3 protein-coding genes and 1 pseudogene are annotated in these 17,936 nt (G+C 60.0%); all 4 read right to left on the bottom strand.

Annotated features, from left to right (window positions below):
• Window positions 1-48 precede the first annotated feature (48 nt).
• Window positions 49-636, bottom strand: coding sequence for a hypothetical protein (locus AC07XP_RS00020; RefSeq protein WP_495263375.1), 588 nt, complete (start codon window positions 634-636; stop codon window positions 49-51).
• A 562-nt stretch (window positions 637-1,198) separates the two neighbouring features.
• A pseudogene (locus AC07XP_RS00015) lies at window positions 1,199-1,909 on the bottom strand (IS30 family transposase); the annotation flags it as partial.
• A 497-nt stretch (window positions 1,910-2,406) separates the two neighbouring features.
• A complete protein-coding gene (locus AC07XP_RS00010) occupies window positions 2,407-2,688 on the bottom strand; it encodes a hypothetical protein (protein ID WP_495263374.1) in 282 nt (93 codons plus the stop codon).
• 11 nt (window positions 2,689-2,699) lie between these two features.
• A complete protein-coding gene (locus AC07XP_RS00005) occupies window positions 2,700-17,864 on the bottom strand; it encodes a phage head spike fiber domain-containing protein (RefSeq protein WP_495263373.1) in 15,165 nt (5,054 codons plus the stop codon).
• Between the last annotated feature and the right edge of the window lie 72 nt (window positions 17,865-17,936).

The following is a 17,936-nucleotide window of genomic DNA, read 5'->3' as shown; positions in this document are numbered from 1 at the left end:
CCGCGGGGACATGGCGATCGCGCGAAAGACTACTGGCTTTCGACTCACTCAATGCTTTGGTCCGTTCTGCTGATAGTTGGCCAGAAACACATGAATGCTGGCATCGACAGCATCGTCTTCGCCTACCTCTGACTCAGAGAGTACAACCGCCTCGCCGTCGTTCTGAGCCATCGCAATGCGAATCCCCTCCATCACCTTTTCGATGTCAGCGGAGAGTGCTGGATTGCTCGTGTTGCGCTGAATCCCTTGTTCGTAGAAGGCCAGTGCTTCCACAAACTGATCCTGCACAAGCGCAGCGAAGCCATTGACAAAGTGAGGCAATGGATCGGATTCAGGCAACTCAAGCAGGGGTTGCCAGGTCAGCAGACCTACGGCTGCACGGCCTGAACTGAACTGCAAGAGCCCCAGTTGATACCGGGCCAAGGGAAAATCCGGTGCAAGCCGGACAGCATTGGCGAACGCAGCCTCGGCCTGATCCATGTCACCTAAGGCTACGTACTCAGCACCAAGAAGAAATTGGGGTAATCCCACATCTGGCTCGGCAGCACTGGCTTGTTGGAAGAATCTGATGGCCTGCGCGCTGTCATCAGCTTGGCTGGCGGTTAGGCCGGAAGAGATCAATTGATCGAACGACATTCACTGCACTCCAAAATTCGGATGATTGGTAGCCATTCCTAGTAGCCCACGGATGAGAATCACCTCATCACCCCAAAGGCTGGGTCGTCGCTGCCGACATAGGTTGGCAACCCACCGGGTTGATGCCTGCGCGTCGAGATGCCGCATCCTGCGAGAAGATGAATCCGTTGACTCGCGGAATTCCATCGCCCGGCCCGTCGGCGAAGTACCCCATGATCGTGGCGCGCTCGTCTGTGCCAATCCGCCCCGGCCCGCCCGAACTCTGCCCCTTCGCTGCAGCGATTCTGCCCCCAATGCATCGGCAAGGACGCTCAAAGCTTGCATTCAAATTTCTCCTCTATTACTCCGCAGCTCGGTATTGAAGGGAATTTCCTCACTCGCCTTCGAAATAAAATCCATCCATTCCGAGCCCAATACCTCAATAATACTTCGAGTCTTCCTCCCTCGTCAGACGGGCAATCCATTGCGCCACCGAAGCCGATGAACTCAATGTGCCACCTGATCGATATGTGCTAATACTTTTGCAAAAGTAGCTCAGCAACGCCTTTATCGCAGGGCGGTCTCAAATCCCAAGTGCAACGATGGGTTGGATGTCGACATTCTGGTTGAAGCAGTCCTCGAAGAGGACCTGAGCCGGAGTACGAAAGCCCAAGGTCTTGCGCGGACGAGTGTTCAAGCTCCAGGCGATGTGGTCCAGTTGACGTTGGGAGTGCACGCTCAGATCGGTCCCCTTGGGCAGGTACTGCCTGATCAGGCCGTTGGTGTTCTCGCTGATGCCGCACTGCCAAGGACTGTGAGGATCCGCAAAATAGATCTTCAGTCCAGTGCTCTCGGCAAGCCGCTTGTGCAAGGCCATCTCCTTGCCCTGGTCGTAGGTCAGCGTCTGGCGCAGGGCTTCGTCCAGCGGCGAGAAGGCCTGTTCGTAGCCTTTGAGCGCATCCAGGGCCGTAGCCCCGTCCATCTTGACCAGCATCACGAACAAGGTCTTGCGGCACACCAAGGTGCCCACGGCCGAGCGGTTGAGTGCGCCCTTGATCAAATCCCCCTCCCAGTGCCCGGGCAGCAGGCGATCGTTGGCCTCGGGCGGGCGCACATGAATGCTGACCATGTCCTGCAGCGCGCCACGCCTGTCTTCTCCCCGGGTACGGGGTTTGCGCGCGCCGCGTCCCTGGCGCAGCAGCGCCACAAGCTCCTTGCGCAATCCGCCGCGCGGGGCGGCATAGATGGCCGTGTAGATCGGCTCGTGAGAAGCTTGCAATTCGCGTTGTCCAGGGTAAGCGCGCTCTCACCACCCATCTTTCCTGAACGGACGGCGACCGGCATGCTTGCGTGATCATGTGCGCCGCGATGGTGTGCATCAAGACCGATCATGCACATCATGTCCGCAGAGATAGAGTCCGTAGCCGAGCGCACAGCCAAACCGCGACGACGCGTTCATAGCGAGGCGCTCAAGCGCGAGTTGGTCGAGCGCAGCCAGAGCCTGCCGCAAGCTGGACGCCGGCAGACCGATTGCCGCCGGGCTGGCTGAACGCCTCTAATCTGGTCGTAGGCTGCAGCGCGCGTGTCCCACGATGGCTGATTCCGCAAGATGAAGTCGCCCCAGCGATCTTCCTGCTGGCCGGTCGAACCAGCAGTGCCCTGCCCGTTGGCGCTCGCGATGAAGTCCCCCAGTGCATTGCCAAATGCGTCAGAAGCGATCTGTGCCTTGTCGATTTTGCCCCACGCACGGCTTGCCCCACGATGCTTTCGCCGGGTTATAGCCCATCGCCATTACTCGCTAAAAACCAAAGAATTCAGGGCCACCGTATCTTGTAGCCTTGGGTAGTCAACACACAAGCTCACCTGCCAACTACCTGACATTGCTTGACTAACAGAGATACCATAAACAGGAGCAAGCACCCGCTCACCACTGCTGCTTACTAAAACCACACGCTGTCCGAATGCTTGTTGAATCTCGCTTCGCCTAAAAAGGTCTTTTAGAAGAAGGGGACCAGTAAGAATGGTTTGACCACTCTTGCCCAACATTACATCATTAACAACCATCAATTCCATTTCCAGACCTTTCAGCGGCGTTCGATATAGAGCAAGCTCTTCACATCACCGATGCGCACCGGGCCTCCTGGTGCACCTTGCAAGCGAGTGATTCCATCTCTAAGTAATGTAAATCGCTCTGTCGATGTCAAGTCAGGAGCGAATCGAGCTGCTCGAATACTGGCCTGTGCCTCTTCCAAGAAGACAAGATCTTGCGTCCGACCAGCTATCGCAGCTTCCCTGTGTCCCACAATTTCGTGAGCCAAAGTGCCTTTGATGCTAACCCTTGAATTTGCTGATCGAGTACCCGAGCCAACGTTTCCAGGCACTACATCAGAACCGATGTTCAATATGCGCGCGCCATACATCTCTCCGTACGCTGTGCTCAAGTTGCGGTCGTCAACCCATCGCACATCGACATCTTTCAAGTCGAACCTTGACAGATATTCTTTAACTTGAGTTCTTTGTGTCAGAGTAAGAGGAATTTCGCCACGAGTACCTCCTGACTCGACCTTGTAGAACGTTGAACGTGCAGTGCTAGCAATCCCAAATGCCGCCGTATTCAGCGTCTGCGCCCCAACATTACTCCAGTCCCGATTCGGCGCGTACAGACTGCTGACTAGCCCGATGCCAGGCGCACTGCGCACCGCACCGACGATGCCACCGCCCACCGTGCCGACTACGCCATTGAGTTGAATGCTCTGGAGCAATCCGCTGCTCGGCTTATACGGGATTGACTCGCCGGTTAGCACGCTCCGCTGCGGGAAGAGCGCGTTGTTGGCATAGCCCATCGCATCGCCCGCCAGCCTACCCACACCCACCACAGCCTTCGGCAAGGCCGTCCATGCGTCATACGCGGTACCAGCCACACCCTTGACGAATCGTCCCGCAGGATTGAAGGTGAAGAAGCCCTCAACCGCGCCTATTGGTGTGATGGTGCCTGTCGACGTGGGCGCAGGAGCAACCGGCCCAAGACCGTTTGCAACGTCGAACGCGGCCTCTTCGGCCGCTGTCATGCGCTGGCTCACTACGTTAATCACGCCGTTACTATCCATGTAGCTGTAGTCACCACCGTTGCCACTGTTGCCACTGTTGCCGACGATCGGCATCACCGTCTCGCGGATGTCACCGGCACCGCTGGCATATAGATCCGACGTAGCCTGAGCTTGCGCGGCCAGCCAAGATGTCCCGCTGCCACGCAAACTATCGGCTGTTCCTCTGATTTCCACTCGATACGTGCCATCCGATTGGCGCAACGAATCGACCGATCCAGGATCAATGCTCCCGCCACCAGCGTCCGTCATGAAGCCCGTACGCAGCATCCTCGATGCGTCGGCATACTGGGTGCCCGGTTGACTTGTGCCGCCAGCAGCTTGACTAAAGGCCCCCACGATCTGGTCATAGGCTGCCGCCCGCGTGTCCCACGATTGCTGGTTCTGCGCAATGAAGTCGCCCAAACGGTCTTCTTGCTGGCCTGCACCTCCACTGCTGTTGGCCGCTGCGATGGAGTCCCCCAGTACATTGCCAACTGTCGCCCCTATGGCATCGCCAATGATGCCAGGCAATGCACGATCGATGCTGCCGCCGCGCACCACTGTGCTCACAAGCCCGCCAGCCAAGCCGCTGGCCAGTCGCTGACCAAACGCCCCTACATTCATGTCCCGGAGACCGTTGCCCACCCATGCGGACACGTAGCCCGAGGCAGCACTGGCGGCCACACCTCTCCAATCGAAACTCTTTTGCAACCCGGTCGCAATACCGAGCCCCTGGCTCGCGATGTTGCCCACGGCCATACGCCCGGCCGTAGCCCACTCTCCGGTTCCCGAGAGGAGTCCACCGGGTACATTGAGCACACCGCCTACGCCCGCTGCTACACCGGCTCCAAGTGCCCCCAGAGCCACACCTTTCCAACTAAAGGAGTCCTGGACGCCCAGCGCCATTCCTACACCTTGACTAACGATGGAGCCTGCAGCCCCGCCAATGGCAGCAGCCCCAAGCGAGCCACCCGCCAGCGCGGCTCCGCCTGCAGTCATGATGCCACCCAGTCCCGCACTACTCAAGGCCGCACCAATGCCACCCTGCGCCGCCCCCAAAGCGATCGATGCCACACCGGCAGTAAATACCGTAGCGACTACCGCCACCACGATCACGATGATCTTGCCCAGCCCGCCGCACCCTCCTCCACCCTTTCCCGGTGGTGGCAAGGGATTCGGCAGCGTCGGACTCGTATCCCCCATTGCCTTGCCGGCGTCATAGGGCCTGAAGGTGTCGCTCGTGTTGTGCACGTTCGTCACCCGGTTCGGAATGGTCAGAACCGTATTCGCTACGAGCGGCGCCGAGGGCTGGCCGTCAATGCCATTGGCATCGGCGATCAGGTACCACAGCATCGCGTCGCCCCACATGGCGCGCGCAATGCCTTCAAGCGTGTCGCCTGGGCGCACCGTATAGCTGCCGGGTGCCGCCGTGGGATAGCCTGCGTTGATAGGCTGGTAGTTTTCGTCGAAGTCCGCGGAGTTCGTGGGCGTGAACTTGCGGTACTTGGCATCGACGCCTTGAGACGAATCCTTCTCACGGGCAAGTTGCTGCGCATAGTCCTCGCGCTCCGTCCCGTCGTTACCGACATTGCCGACGCGCTTGCTGTCGAAATAGAAGTAGCGATGCGTGCGATTCTTTTGCGCACCGATGCCCAGCCCGGTGGGAAAGAAAGCCCCCCCCATGTACTCATCGCGCTGCAGCACCTGCCCCTCAGCGTTCGTCCAGTAAGTGAAGGTACGAGTGCCGTAGGGGTCATTCGCGGCCTTGACGTGCCCATTCACGTCATAGGCAAAGCGCGAGTACCCCGGTTTCCACTGCGCGCCGCCCGAATTTGCGACTTGCATGGTGATTTCCGTCTGCTTGGCGGCATCCCACCATTCATAGGCATACATCGTCTTGACGGCAGTCAAGGTCGCACCATCCGTGGACCACGTCATGGTTTCGGAAAGGGTGCCGTCCTGCAGCCGGGCATAGGTGGTGTACCCAAGGCTGGTGCTGTCGTCTTCACGGGTGAGCAGATTGTCCTTGTCCCACGTCCTTTTCTGGCTCTGGTGCAGCGTTTGGTTCTCGTTCCATTCCTCGTACAGGGTCACCCGCCCTGCAAGGTCGTTGGTGCGGCGGGAACGAAGCACGCCATTGAGGTTCATGGTCGTGAGGTTGCCCGTCCCGTTGTAGGCGTAGTCTTCGCGATGACCATCGCTGGCGTAGGTTGCGGCCTTGCGCTGCCCCGCGTTGTCGTACTCGATCGTCACGCCGTCACCGGATGTGCCACGCACGATTTGTCCGTTGACCAACTGCCCCATGGTCACCGTGAAACGGTTCATGCCGTCGTACTGGTACCAATAGTCTTGTGTGGCCCGCACACCACTGACGCCGTCGTAGTAGACGCTGTGCACACGCCGACGATTGCCATTAGCGTCGTATTCATACTCGATCGTGTAGCGGTCGTCCTGGATCTTGCTGACGCGGTTGAAGGCGTCATAAGTCACATTGGACTGCTGGAACACCATCGCTGCGGTGCCTGCGGTGGATTTGTGGCCCTCGAAGGTGCGGTTGCCGTTGCTGTCGTACTCGAAGAGGCTTTCGGTAGACGTGCCCAGGTCGATCACCTGGCGCAGATAGCCATTGGCGTAATAGCTGTAGGTGATGTTCTGGCCAGAAGTGCCGATCTGGGTGGCGATGAGGCCCGACCAGTTGTAGCTGTAGGTGAACTGGTGACCACCAAGGTCCTGCTTCCACATGGTGCGGCCGAACACGTCGTTCTTGAGCGTCTGCACGCGTCCGGTCGCGTCAGTGGTGGTGTAGACCCAGCCGCCGGTGTTCACCCCACCCGCAGAGCCGATGGTCTTGTCATAGGTGTAGGCATAGTTGACGGCACGCCCTTCCGCGGAGATGTACCGCACCACGCGCCCCAGGCTGTCGTAGTACGTGCGTTCTCGGAAGCCCAGTGCATTCTGGTGTGCGATGCGCTGTCCGAGCGCGTCGTACTGATAGACATCGAATGCCCGGCTGCCATCTGCATTGACCGGGCGATCGACACGAACGAGTCGGTTGTTCAGGTCGTAACTGTTGTTGGTGATCCGACCGATCTCGTCAGTCACAGTGCGCAGATTGCCGAAGACGTCGTAGGCCTTGCGGACCGCCACAGCACCACCTGCTGCGCCCGGGTGCCATTCAGACACCGCCTGCCCTGCCGCGTTGATTTCCAGAGTGCTCTGGTTGCCGTTGGCATCACGTTTTCCAACGAGCTGACCGTTGAGGTTGTAGCTGTAGTGCTCCGTGGGGGTGACGGTCTGTTTCTGACCGTTGGCCAAGGTGATGCTCGTGGCGGGCCCCCGCTTGTCGATGAGTTGGCCCAGCGCGTTGTAGACCAACGATGTGATGTTGGTTCTGCCATCCGTTTCGGAGTCGATCTGACCAAAGGCGTCGTAGGTCTGGCGACGTTGAATCTGCCACGTGCCAGAAATATCCGACGGTTCACCCGGCACGCTGGGGCCACCCGGCAGATTCGGAATGACCCACTGGATACGCACGTTGGAGGCATCGTTGGTGCCTGTGTTGTCAGGGCGGAAGTATCCCTCTCCATTCCCAACAATAACGCCGGCGGCGTTGTAGACGTCGTAAAGGTATTCGTATTCCTTGTCTTGCTTCAAACCAGCACTGGTCGCATCCCATTTGAAACTACCACTGGTAGTGCGAGTTGCTGCGACCTCAAGAAAATCCAATGTTTTCTGACCGACCACAAATTCTGCGGGATCAGGAGGCGCGGCCTCCCAACGAGTTTCGATGACGTTGGCGGTATAAAGAAATCTACCCAGCTCATCTCTCCCGTAAATTGAAACAATATTCCCCTTCTCAGGAAAATCCGCGTAAACAAAGCCAGCAACCATGTTTGCATAGGCGATGGTGTAGCTACCAACCGGGATTGAATTAGGATTAATGGCCGCCCCCGCACCTAGGCGCAGGACAAACTTCTGTAGCGATTCAAGACTGGTGTGATATTCAATCGTCCCAGCCGTAACACCATTTACGGTTCCTGTCAGCACCGCCTTATATATTGCAGGACCTTCGCCAATTTTCAGCTTTTCTGCGCCGGGATAAAGATTGAGTTCATCTACTCTAATGGTTTTTTTTACTGTTTCAGAAACTTGATAGGAGCTTGCGGTCGCGACTCCATAGATTGGCTTTCCGTAAATATCGGTTCCAACTATTGGCGCTGAATAACCTTTTCCAAAGATAGCCGTTCCATCTGGGTTCTTGCCGAGCACTACCGGAGGCCCATAGACCGGCACAGCCTGAGCGGCTGCCCCCTTCTCACGATACCGAAGTTTCAGGGTTTGACCACTCGCAATTCCTGGATCGAAAGTCAAAACCTGTGGCTTGGAACTTCCGGTTAGCGACGCACTCGTTCCTTGAGCAACTGCGCCGACCGTGATCGAGCCGGAAGCATCAGTTACCTTGAAACCATCCGCATCTCTGGCAACAAACTTGATGTTGTAGCTATAGAGGTTGAGGAAATTCGGGATCAACCCGTCGCTGCGCGTATCCCACACGAACGTCGACGATCCGGCCGGACGAGTGAGCGTGACCGAGCCTGCCGGCTTGCCAGGCCCCACGGGCACATAGTCGATAGTCAGCGTTGTCGCGGTAGTCGGAATGCCCTGGAACGTCACAGTGGAAGGCAATTCACGCACGAACTGCATGTCGTAAACAGAAACCCCGATATCGACCTGCCCGCGCAACGTGTCGGCCACGACGCCGCCCTTGAACATTTCGATCAGCACATCGCGCGCCCCTCCAGCAAACCCCACATCGGTGCGGCCTGGGCCTGCCATCCCATGCGTGGTCACGGCATAGGCCCCGGTGCTTCCCCACGGCCGCTGGCTGACCCGGATGTAGTCTGGCCACCGGCCGTCCGACATCTGGAGACCCGTGAAATGGCCAACCCCGTCCGAGGTGAAAGCGGGCTTGGGCGCAGCGACCCACGAACCCACGCCATTGGGAGGCGACCAATGAACGGTGTCACGACGAAGAACAACGCCGTCGTTGCGCGTCACCACGAGCAGCAAATCGGTGGCCCCCCAGCCGTCGAGTCGGGTCATGAGCCAACCGTCGACCGACACGCCATTCAGGCTGGAGCCGCCCTCGCCCGCCTTGAACACTCCGAGCGATTGCTGGTACGTCCCGTTCGATCCTAGGGGACGATGGAACAGTTGAACGGAGGCGTCGCTGGGAATACCGCCATCCGTCAGTCGCAGGAAGTTGCCAGTTGGATAGTTCGGAACAAGCCCATAGGACAACAGCAACTGTGCCGACGTGAACCCCACCACCACCTCCCTGCCGCTAGCAGTCATGGCAGAAACAGTAACACTCGTGTTGACTAGGTCCGTTTGGCGATACATGCCGGCGTCGTAGAGCCACTTCGGCCACGCACCGCCGCCTTCTGCGTACCGAACGACAGGAGCCGCCCCATTTGGACCTTGGACCGTGATCTTCCAAGTCGGTATGTAGCCATACAGCGCTTCATAGCTTTCTGCCAACGCGGCAGAACCGAAAGCCATCGGCGAAAGTTCGTAATACAGTTCCCCGTCGATGTATCGACCAGTTCCGCCGGAAACCAGAGGAATGCTTCCCAGTTGCGCAGCTCTGGCAACACTTCCTTGCCACGCGGGTGACGCAACGGAAGATGTGTAATTCGTCCCGAGCGACGACCCCACCGTGAGGTTCAACCCACCGAACTGCCCAGAGTCCACGCTGAGCGGCGTCGCCACCATCACCAGGTTCGGCCGGGAAGCCGTCACCTTCGGCTGAGTGACGCTGATCGCCTGGTTGCGCTTGTCATAGGCAGTGATCGTCTGAAGGATGTCGGTCCGGCCCACGAGCGTGCTCATCGTCATGGAGCGCAGATCCAGCGTCTGCGACTGCATTAACAGCGTGGCATTACCGGCGAGATCGTAGAACCAGGCCTTGTTGATCCCGTCTTGCGAGTTGGTGCGCCACAGGCGGCCGGCACCGTCGTAGTCGAAGTATTCCTGTGCCGCCCCTGCGGAATTGCCGGCGCCAGTTCGGCGACCGGACACCTGCCCATAGGCGTTGTAGGTGGTGGTGATCGTCTTGGCGATGTCGTAGACCGGTGCATTGGCGGCGTCACGCGCACCAGTGAAGCGGCTGATCTCTCGATTGTCCGCATCGAAGGCCATGCTGACGATTTCCCGCGTCACAGCTCCGTCCGCATCCGCTCGATCAACCATTTGAGCCGTCGTGTTGCCATTGGCATCGCGCCCGTAGGTGAACGTCTCGCCCTTGGCTGTGATCATCGACGTGCGAACGCCTGTCGCGTCGTAGCCATAGCGCACGATCTGGTCATCGGTTTCCACGGCGGCATCCGTGCCTCGCCGAATTTCTCGCCGAATGTTGTCCAGCCCGTCGTACTCGTATTCCGTCGTCTGACGAACCTGTGCTCCGGCTTCGTTGGCGGCCGTTGGCTTTTGCTCCTTCAGCAGTCGCCCCAACACGTCATATGCAAGATCGGTTCGCTGGTTCAGGGCATCCGTGGTGGATGACTGATTGCCCATTGCGTCATAGCCGTAGCGCTTGGTCGCCGTAGCTGTGCCTTCGGTAAGCGTGCCGCTGGTGTTGACGCTGCCGTAGACCACATTGAGACGCGACTCGGTCAGCACGCGGCCGTTGCGATCGTAGGTGTACTGGGTGACCCGGTTGGCGGTTGCACCCTGATCAGGGATTTTCGCCAGTACTGCGTCTATCAGATTGCTCTCGCCCAGCAACGCCAGATCATTTGGAAGCATCGGCTTGAAGAACCGCGTTTCGCGCAACACAGCTCCATTGGTATCACGCTCCCAGCGCACCGCGTAGCCAAGTTGATCGATTTCGAGCACTTTTTGGCCGAGCTTGTCGTACCAGGTGTAAATCAATGCACCTGCACCGTTCTTCTGGCGCACCGCCTGGCCGTTGGCGTCATAGATGCTCTCTTGCACCATGTCGCCGTAGCCGATTTCGTACTGGCCGGTCTGCTCGTTGCGCAAGCCGAAGTACAGGTTGGAGACCGTGCTACTGACGACACGGTTGTTGGCGTCCACCCGATAGGTTGTCTTGCGCAGGTTGTTCGCATCCACCGGCACCGGCGAAGCGTCGCCTGCGGGAAGTGCCACCCGATCGCCATACACGCGCAGCGCCAACACGTTGCCCGCCGCGTCGTACTCCCAGGTGCTCAGCGTGCCCGTAGCGCTGACCTCTGCGGTCTTGCGGTTATTGGCATCGAACCAGCTGCGTGTACGCCCGCCATTCGGGTCCAGCGTGACGATCAGATTGCCGTTCGCATCGTAGGTGTTGGTGCGTGTGGGAGCGCCGGTGGTCCAGCCACCGGCTGCGGTGTACAGGCCCACCGACGCCTGACGCACCGTCAGCTGACGGTTCAGGCCATCGTAGGTGTACGTGGTTACGCGCTGCTCGGGAAGCCCCGCTGCCTCGGTGGTGGTCAACTTGTTGCCGAAGGCGTCGTAGGTGGACTGATTGACCACCGCCACTGCCTGACCTGCCGCGTTCTTGCTCGTGATCGGCAAGGTCTCGCTGACGATGCGCCCGAGTCGGTCGTAGGCGTAGGTGGTAACCCCGCCACGCTTGTTGGTCAGCGTCTCGCGTTGGCCCAGCGCGTTGTATGTGTAGCTCTCGAAGTTGTTCTCGGCGTCGGTGGTGCGCAACAGCCGCCCCGAGACGTCGTATGAAAACTGGGTGAGCGCATCGCTCGCGTTCGCGACTGGCTGAGCTGGCGCCTGAGTGGTGGTGTAGGTACCGGTGACACGGTTGAAGTACCGCTTGACACCCAATGTCTTCCCGAGTGTGTCGTAGGTCGTTGCGGTTGCATAGCCTTCCGGGTCGACGCTCAATGTGACGCGCCCGGCTGCATCGAAATAGTAGAAGGCCGCGTTTCTGCGCGGATCGGTGATCTTGACCACGTTGCCATTGGCGTCGTAGCTTGACTGAGTCACCCCCCCCAGCGCATCCGTGGTGCTGATCCTTCGGCCTGCCGCGTCGTACGCATAGGTGGTCGTGTATCGCGCCGCCAGTGCATCCCGCTGCGCTGGCGTGAGACTGGTCTGAAGCAGCCCGCCCCCCGCGGCGTTGACTATGCCCAGTTGCTGGCGTTGCACCAGCGCCCAGGTCGTGTCGGACTGCGAGAGTTCGACGCCACGTGCTTCCACCGTCTTGGTGAGCTGGCCCAGCCCGTCATACACGGAAACGGTGGTTGCAGCCTCCGGCCGACCAAATGCCGAGGTCTGGCTGACTCGCCGCCCAGCAGCGTCGTAGACCATGACTGTGACCTGCGCGGGCAAGCCTGCAGCACTGGCCTGCACACCGGCAGCGTCGAGCAATGCCTGATAGGTATTGGCAGTGGCAGCAGGCACCGGCTTGGGGTAGCGCGTCACGCGCGTCAGACGGCCGTTCGCGTCGTACTGATTCTGCTGCACATTGCCCAGCGCATCCACACTGAGCTGCTCGCGCCCCGCTGCATCGACAAAGGTGCGGGTGCGCTGGTCACGTGCATCGTCGTTGGTGGGCGCAGGCACCGAGCCTGGCACCCAGTTCGTCATGACAACGGCGTTGTAGTGCGCGCGTTTCTCCGTGACGTTGCCGTTCGCATCACGCGTGTACTTGATGACGCTACCGAGTGCGTCGACGGAAGCGACCAGTCGTCCTGCCTTGTCGTAGACGCTGTGCTGCTGCTCGTCTTTCGCGTTGGTCGCGGCTGTGGTGGTCGACACATAGGTGCCTGCGGCAGCCGTCTCCTCGAGCTGATAGCCGGAAACACGAAAAGCGCGAGCGTCGTTCCCTGCATATTTGATCGCGCCAAAGCCAAGAGGCGGCGAAGCAGGCGCCACACCCGTGACGGAGACACGGTAGCGCCCATTGCCTAGGTTTTGCACGACATACGTCGTTGGATTGGTCGCGCCGTTGAACAGCGCAAGTCCAAACGAATTCGCGGCACTCGAGGCAGATGCATTCACAAAGGACGGCGGCTGACCATCCTCCATTTCCACGACCACCGACAACGTGTAGGTCGTTCCCGGGCGGGTCGCCAGCATCTTGTAGACATAGGTGTACGGGACGCTGGGGTCGGCGCCAATCCGCATCGCACCGGCGAATCCAGTCATTGTCGCCACGGATACAGGACCGCCCTTGGCTTGAACATCGCTCAGGCCGTTGGCAAACTCGCTCTGAGTGAATAGATTGGTGTTCGCTTGCGTCAACGCATTCAGCTGCGCGACCGTCGGCGCAGCCGCCAGGCCAGAGGTATTGATCGCCTTGGCGTAGCGGGTAACCAGGGTGACGCGGCCGTTGGCATCGAAGGTGTTCTTTTCCACCTGTCCCTGCGGCCCGACGGTGTAGACGAGACGGCCGGCGGTGTCGTAGGCATAGCGGGTGACCTGGCTGAACGCGCCAACAGCTGCAGTCGTGGTCGGCGTAACGCTTCCTGCGACACTTGCTTGTTCGAGCTGGTAGCCGGTGGTTCGGAAGCCGCGCGCGTCGTTCCCCGGGTACTTGACGATGCCGAAATTCAGCCCTGCCGAAGCGGGTGCTACGCCCGTGGCCGACACGCGATATCGGCCACCACCGAGGTTCTGCACGACATACGTGGATGGGCTGACTCCATTCGCGAACATCACCAGTGCGAATGAGTTCGTAGCATCGGAGACGGTCCCGCTGCCGAAGGCCGGCGGTTGACCGTCTTCCATTTCCACGATCACGGACAGCGTGTAGGTTACGCCAGCCGTGGTGGCCAGGGTCTTGTAGGCATAGGTGCCAACGGGGTCGGCACCGAGCCTGATCGCCCCTGCAAAACCCGCCATGGAGGATGCCGTCACGACACCACTTCTGACCGGTGCGTCGCCCACACCGCTACCGAACTCGCTCTGCGTGAGCAGGTTCGCTCCTCCTCGCACATAAGTCAGGTTCGTGAGATTCCCATTCTTGTCGTAGGCACGCTGGGTGACGGTGCCGACGCCATCCGTGCTGGAGGTCAATCGGTTGGCGCGGTCATACACACGCACTTCACGCTGATCGCGCGCGGAATTGACCACCAACGCAACGGCGGCTGACAGCGATGTGGTCGTGGCCGCGGTGGCCACCGGTACAGTGGCGGCATAGGCGATACGTTCGACCACATTCCCGTTCGCGTCGTAGACGTTGCGAACAACCGCCCCGACACCATCGATGGTGTAGATCGCACGATTGAGACCGTCATACACAGTGCGCAAACGCAAGTCACGCGTATCAACGGCTGTAGGGGCAGGCACAGTACCTACTATCCAACTGGTCAGGACGATCGGAGTCGCGAATGCACGACGCTCGATCACGTTGCCGTTGGAGTCGTAGACGAACTTGACCACCTCGCCCAGGCCATTGACGGAAGCCACCAGGCGGCCATCCTTGTCGAGCACACGGTGCTCGATGCTGTCGCCTGGGGCGGCAGCCGGAACCTTGGCGTTGAGTTGGTCAAGAGTCAGCGCCGTCGGCGCTGCCGGCAACCCCGTCAGGCTGATGGGGGTTGCGTAGCGGACGGTCTGAGTGACGCGGCCCTCAGTGTCGTAAAAGATGCGCTGCAGACCTGCGGCCGGATCCAGCGTGTAGACGAGCCGATCCTCGGCGTTGTAGACGTAACGCGTGATCTGATTGTTTGCATCGGTGCTACTTATGACATTGCCACCCTTGTCGTAGACATAGCTGCGGATAATGTTCAGCCCAGCGGGATCGACTCGCTCCTGGGTACGCCGGCCCAACTTGTCATAGATGTATTGAGTGGTCGTACCGTTGGGGTCGATCACCGCCAGGGTGTTCCCCTCGCCGTCATAGGCGTACTGAGTGACGAGCTTCAGGCCGGTTGGATCCACCTCCTTTCGGGTGACTTGGCCCTTGAGGTCATAGCTGATCTTGGTGACTGTGCCGTTGGGATCGGTCACGCTGAGCTGCTGACCCTTGGCGTCGTACGTGTAGGTTGTGACCAGATTCAGTCCTGTCTTGTCGACAGTGCGGGTCAGGAGTCGATTGGCTGCGTCATACGTCAGCTCGACGATGGTGCCTTTGGCATCCGTGGCCTGGAAAAGGCGATTGGTGCGGTCGTAGGTGTTGGTGGTCGCGGCGAGCGCGTTGGTGGTGCTCAGCAGGTTGCCATTCTTGTCGTAGGCAAAGCTGGTGGTCACGCCATTGCCATCTACGACACTGAGCTTTTGTCCCTGCCGAGTGTAGGCAGTCTTGACACTGATGTTCTCGGGTGTCTTGACCGTGACCGTGCGCAGCGTGTTGTCGTACACGTAGCTGGTGACGCGCAGCAATGCATCGGTTTGGGTCAGCACGCGGTCGAAGGCGTCGTAGCTGGTCGAGCGCACCGCGTTGAGCGCATCGGTGGTGGTAACGACCCGCCCGAGACGGTCGAAGCTCTGCTGCTGGAGATTCAGGTTCGCATCTGTGGTGCGCGTCAAACGCCCGAAGGCATCGTAGACCGCACTGGTGATCGCATTCACGCCCACGGCGTCGGTCACCGTCCCAGTCACCAGACCGCGCCGATCCACCGCCATGGTCTGCACGCGCTGGGCCCCGCCGCCCAGATCTTGCGTACGCCCCGTCAACTCGCCGAAGGCGTTGTAGGCCGACGCCGTGGTGTTGCCCAGAGCGTCCTTCGAGGTGCTCAGCTCGCCTCTCGCGGTATAGGTGAAGCTTTGCTTGCTGTCGAGCGCAGGGTTCTTGATGGCGTTGACGGCCGTTGTAAGCGCAGTGCTGACCAGGCCACCCGTCAGGCCGGTGAGACTCGCAATCCGCGTGCCGTAATGGACGGTCGCACCCAACTGGCCGAGTGAGTCGTATTGCCGTTCCGTGACCTCGCCCAATGCGTTGATCGTGTGAGTCAGCCGCCCGCCTGCATCATAGAAAAACAGGGTCTTGTAGCCATAGCCGTCGGTGGTGCTGATTCGCCGGCCTGCGGCATCGTAGGCGTGCGTGACGCCATACTGCGTCCAGATGGTATCGATTTGGGCTTGCGTCTGCCCTGCCACAAGCAGCGCGCTACCGACGCCGGTGAGCTCGCCCACCAGCCGCCCTTGAATGTCGTAGCGAGCATTGACGATCCGTGCGTCAGTGGTACCCACTGCGCTGGTGGTGGCCACGACATTGCCGACCTTGTCGTAGACGTACTGAGTGACCGTACCCTCGAAGTTGGTACGCTGCGTAACCCGGTTGAGCTTGTCGTAGACCGAGACCGTGGAGCGATCGGCGGTGTTGGCGCCGGCTGCATCCCGCAGGCTCGCCACCGTGGTAGCGGTCGTGATCTGGCCAAGAACAGTGGAACTGAGTGCGGTTGCGTAGCGCTTGAAGGTGGCGATGTTCCCGTTGGCGTCGTACACGCTTTCGGTCAGAAAACCTTCGGCATCGACTTGACCGACGATTCGATCTTGCGCGTCGTACAGCCAGCGCGAGGTCTGGTCCTGCGATGGATTGAGTTGGGGAATGAGTTGAGCCAGCGTACCAGCAGCGCGCTTGGTGGCATCGGTGGGGTTCGCGTAGGCGACCTGTGTGACAAGGCGCCCCTGGGCGTCATAGCGCGACTCGGTCAGGTAGCCCTCGGCGTCGAGGATGCCTAGGAGGAGACCGTCGTTGTCGTAGAAGCGACGGGTGACACGGTCGCCTGCAGGATCGACGGTCGGCGCCGTTTCGACCAATGTCGGTGCAGCCGACAGATTGGCCAATGCGGCACCCAGAGGATTCTTGTATGAGGTGGTGCCAACGAGGCGCGAGGCGCCGTCGTAGCGCATGTCGACGACGGCTCCCGCCCCGTCAACAGTGCGCACGAGACGTCCTGCGCTGTCATAGATGCGCCAGGATTTTTGATCGGCCAGATCCTTGGCCGGACGCAGTGCCGCGAGACGATTGACGGGGGCGGCGTTGGGGTCGGCGAAATAGGCTGCCAGCACCGTCGCATTAACCGGGATCGCGTAGACGATCTTCTGTGTCAGCTGGTTGTTCTTGTCGTAGACGTACTCGGTCAGGCGAGCAGTGCTGGTGATCTCGCCGACCAACCGGCCAGCCTCGTCGTAGAGGCGACCGCTGCGCACTCCCGTGGGACTGGTCTGTTGATCGGTCTGTTGATAGAGCCGATTGTTCTTGTCGTAGGAATAGGTGATGGTGCCGAGGTTGGCAACAAGGGCGCTACCTTGTGTGACGCTCACGAGACGGGCGTTCTTGTCGTAAGCGCTGGTCGTGATCAGGCCATTGGCAAGAGTGACGACTGTCTTGTTGTTGGCGTCGTCGTAGCTGGTGAGCGTGGTCTGGTTCAGTGCGTCCTGCGCTGAGAGCTGCCGCCCCTTGCCGTCGTAAGTGAAGGTGGTGGTGCCGCCGGTAGCACTGATGGTGCTCAACAGAAGGCCGGCGCGGTCGTAGACGTACTGGGTGACGGACTGGCTGCCATCGGCGACGCCATTGCCGCTGGCATCGACGCGACTGAAAACGGTGACCTTCTGGACCTGACCACGCGCGTCGTAGATGGTGTCAGTACGGCTGGCCTGGGTGCGATCCTGGGTGCCGGCGCCAGCCCACGTTGTCACTTGGCCCTCAGTAGGAACTGCAGTGACGGCCAAGGCCGTGACGTCGTACTTGCCCGCCGCGTACTCCAGACTGCTGATCCGCTGACCATAGCTGTCGTAGCGATGCTCCAGGACCCGACCCTCGGGCGAGATGACGAATCGCAACTGGTTCTTGCCCGCTGCGTCGTAAACATAGCGGGTGGTCAGCGGTTGCGAAGGTGCACCGGCGCCTGCACCATCTGGGTCGGGAGCAAGGTAGACAGTCTCGGTCAGCAGCTGATTGCGCGCATCGAAGGTGCGAGTGACGGTATTGCCGGCGGCATCACGTTGCGAGAGTTGGTTGCCGTTGGCGTCATATGTCATCTCGACCGCGAGATTCTGCGGATCAATGACCCGGATCACGTTGCCATTGGCGTCATAGGCGAACAGCGTGATCTGCGAGACCCCCGCAACGGGCGGGGCCTTGATCTGGATCAGCTGACCGACGGCGTCGTAGGTGTAGACCGTGGTAAGCCCCAAGGGATCCGTGACGGTGGTGGTGCGGTTCGCCGTGTCATAGACGTAGCCGGTCACCTGACCCAGGCCATCCTTGACTGTGGCGACGCGACCATCAGCCGCATAGGTGAACGCGAGGCTGGTGCCATC

This window comes from Variovorax sp. GW531-E2 (assembly GCF_059423125.1).
Note: the sequence above shows the minus strand (reverse complement) of the source record. Positions and strands in the feature narration are given on the sequence as shown.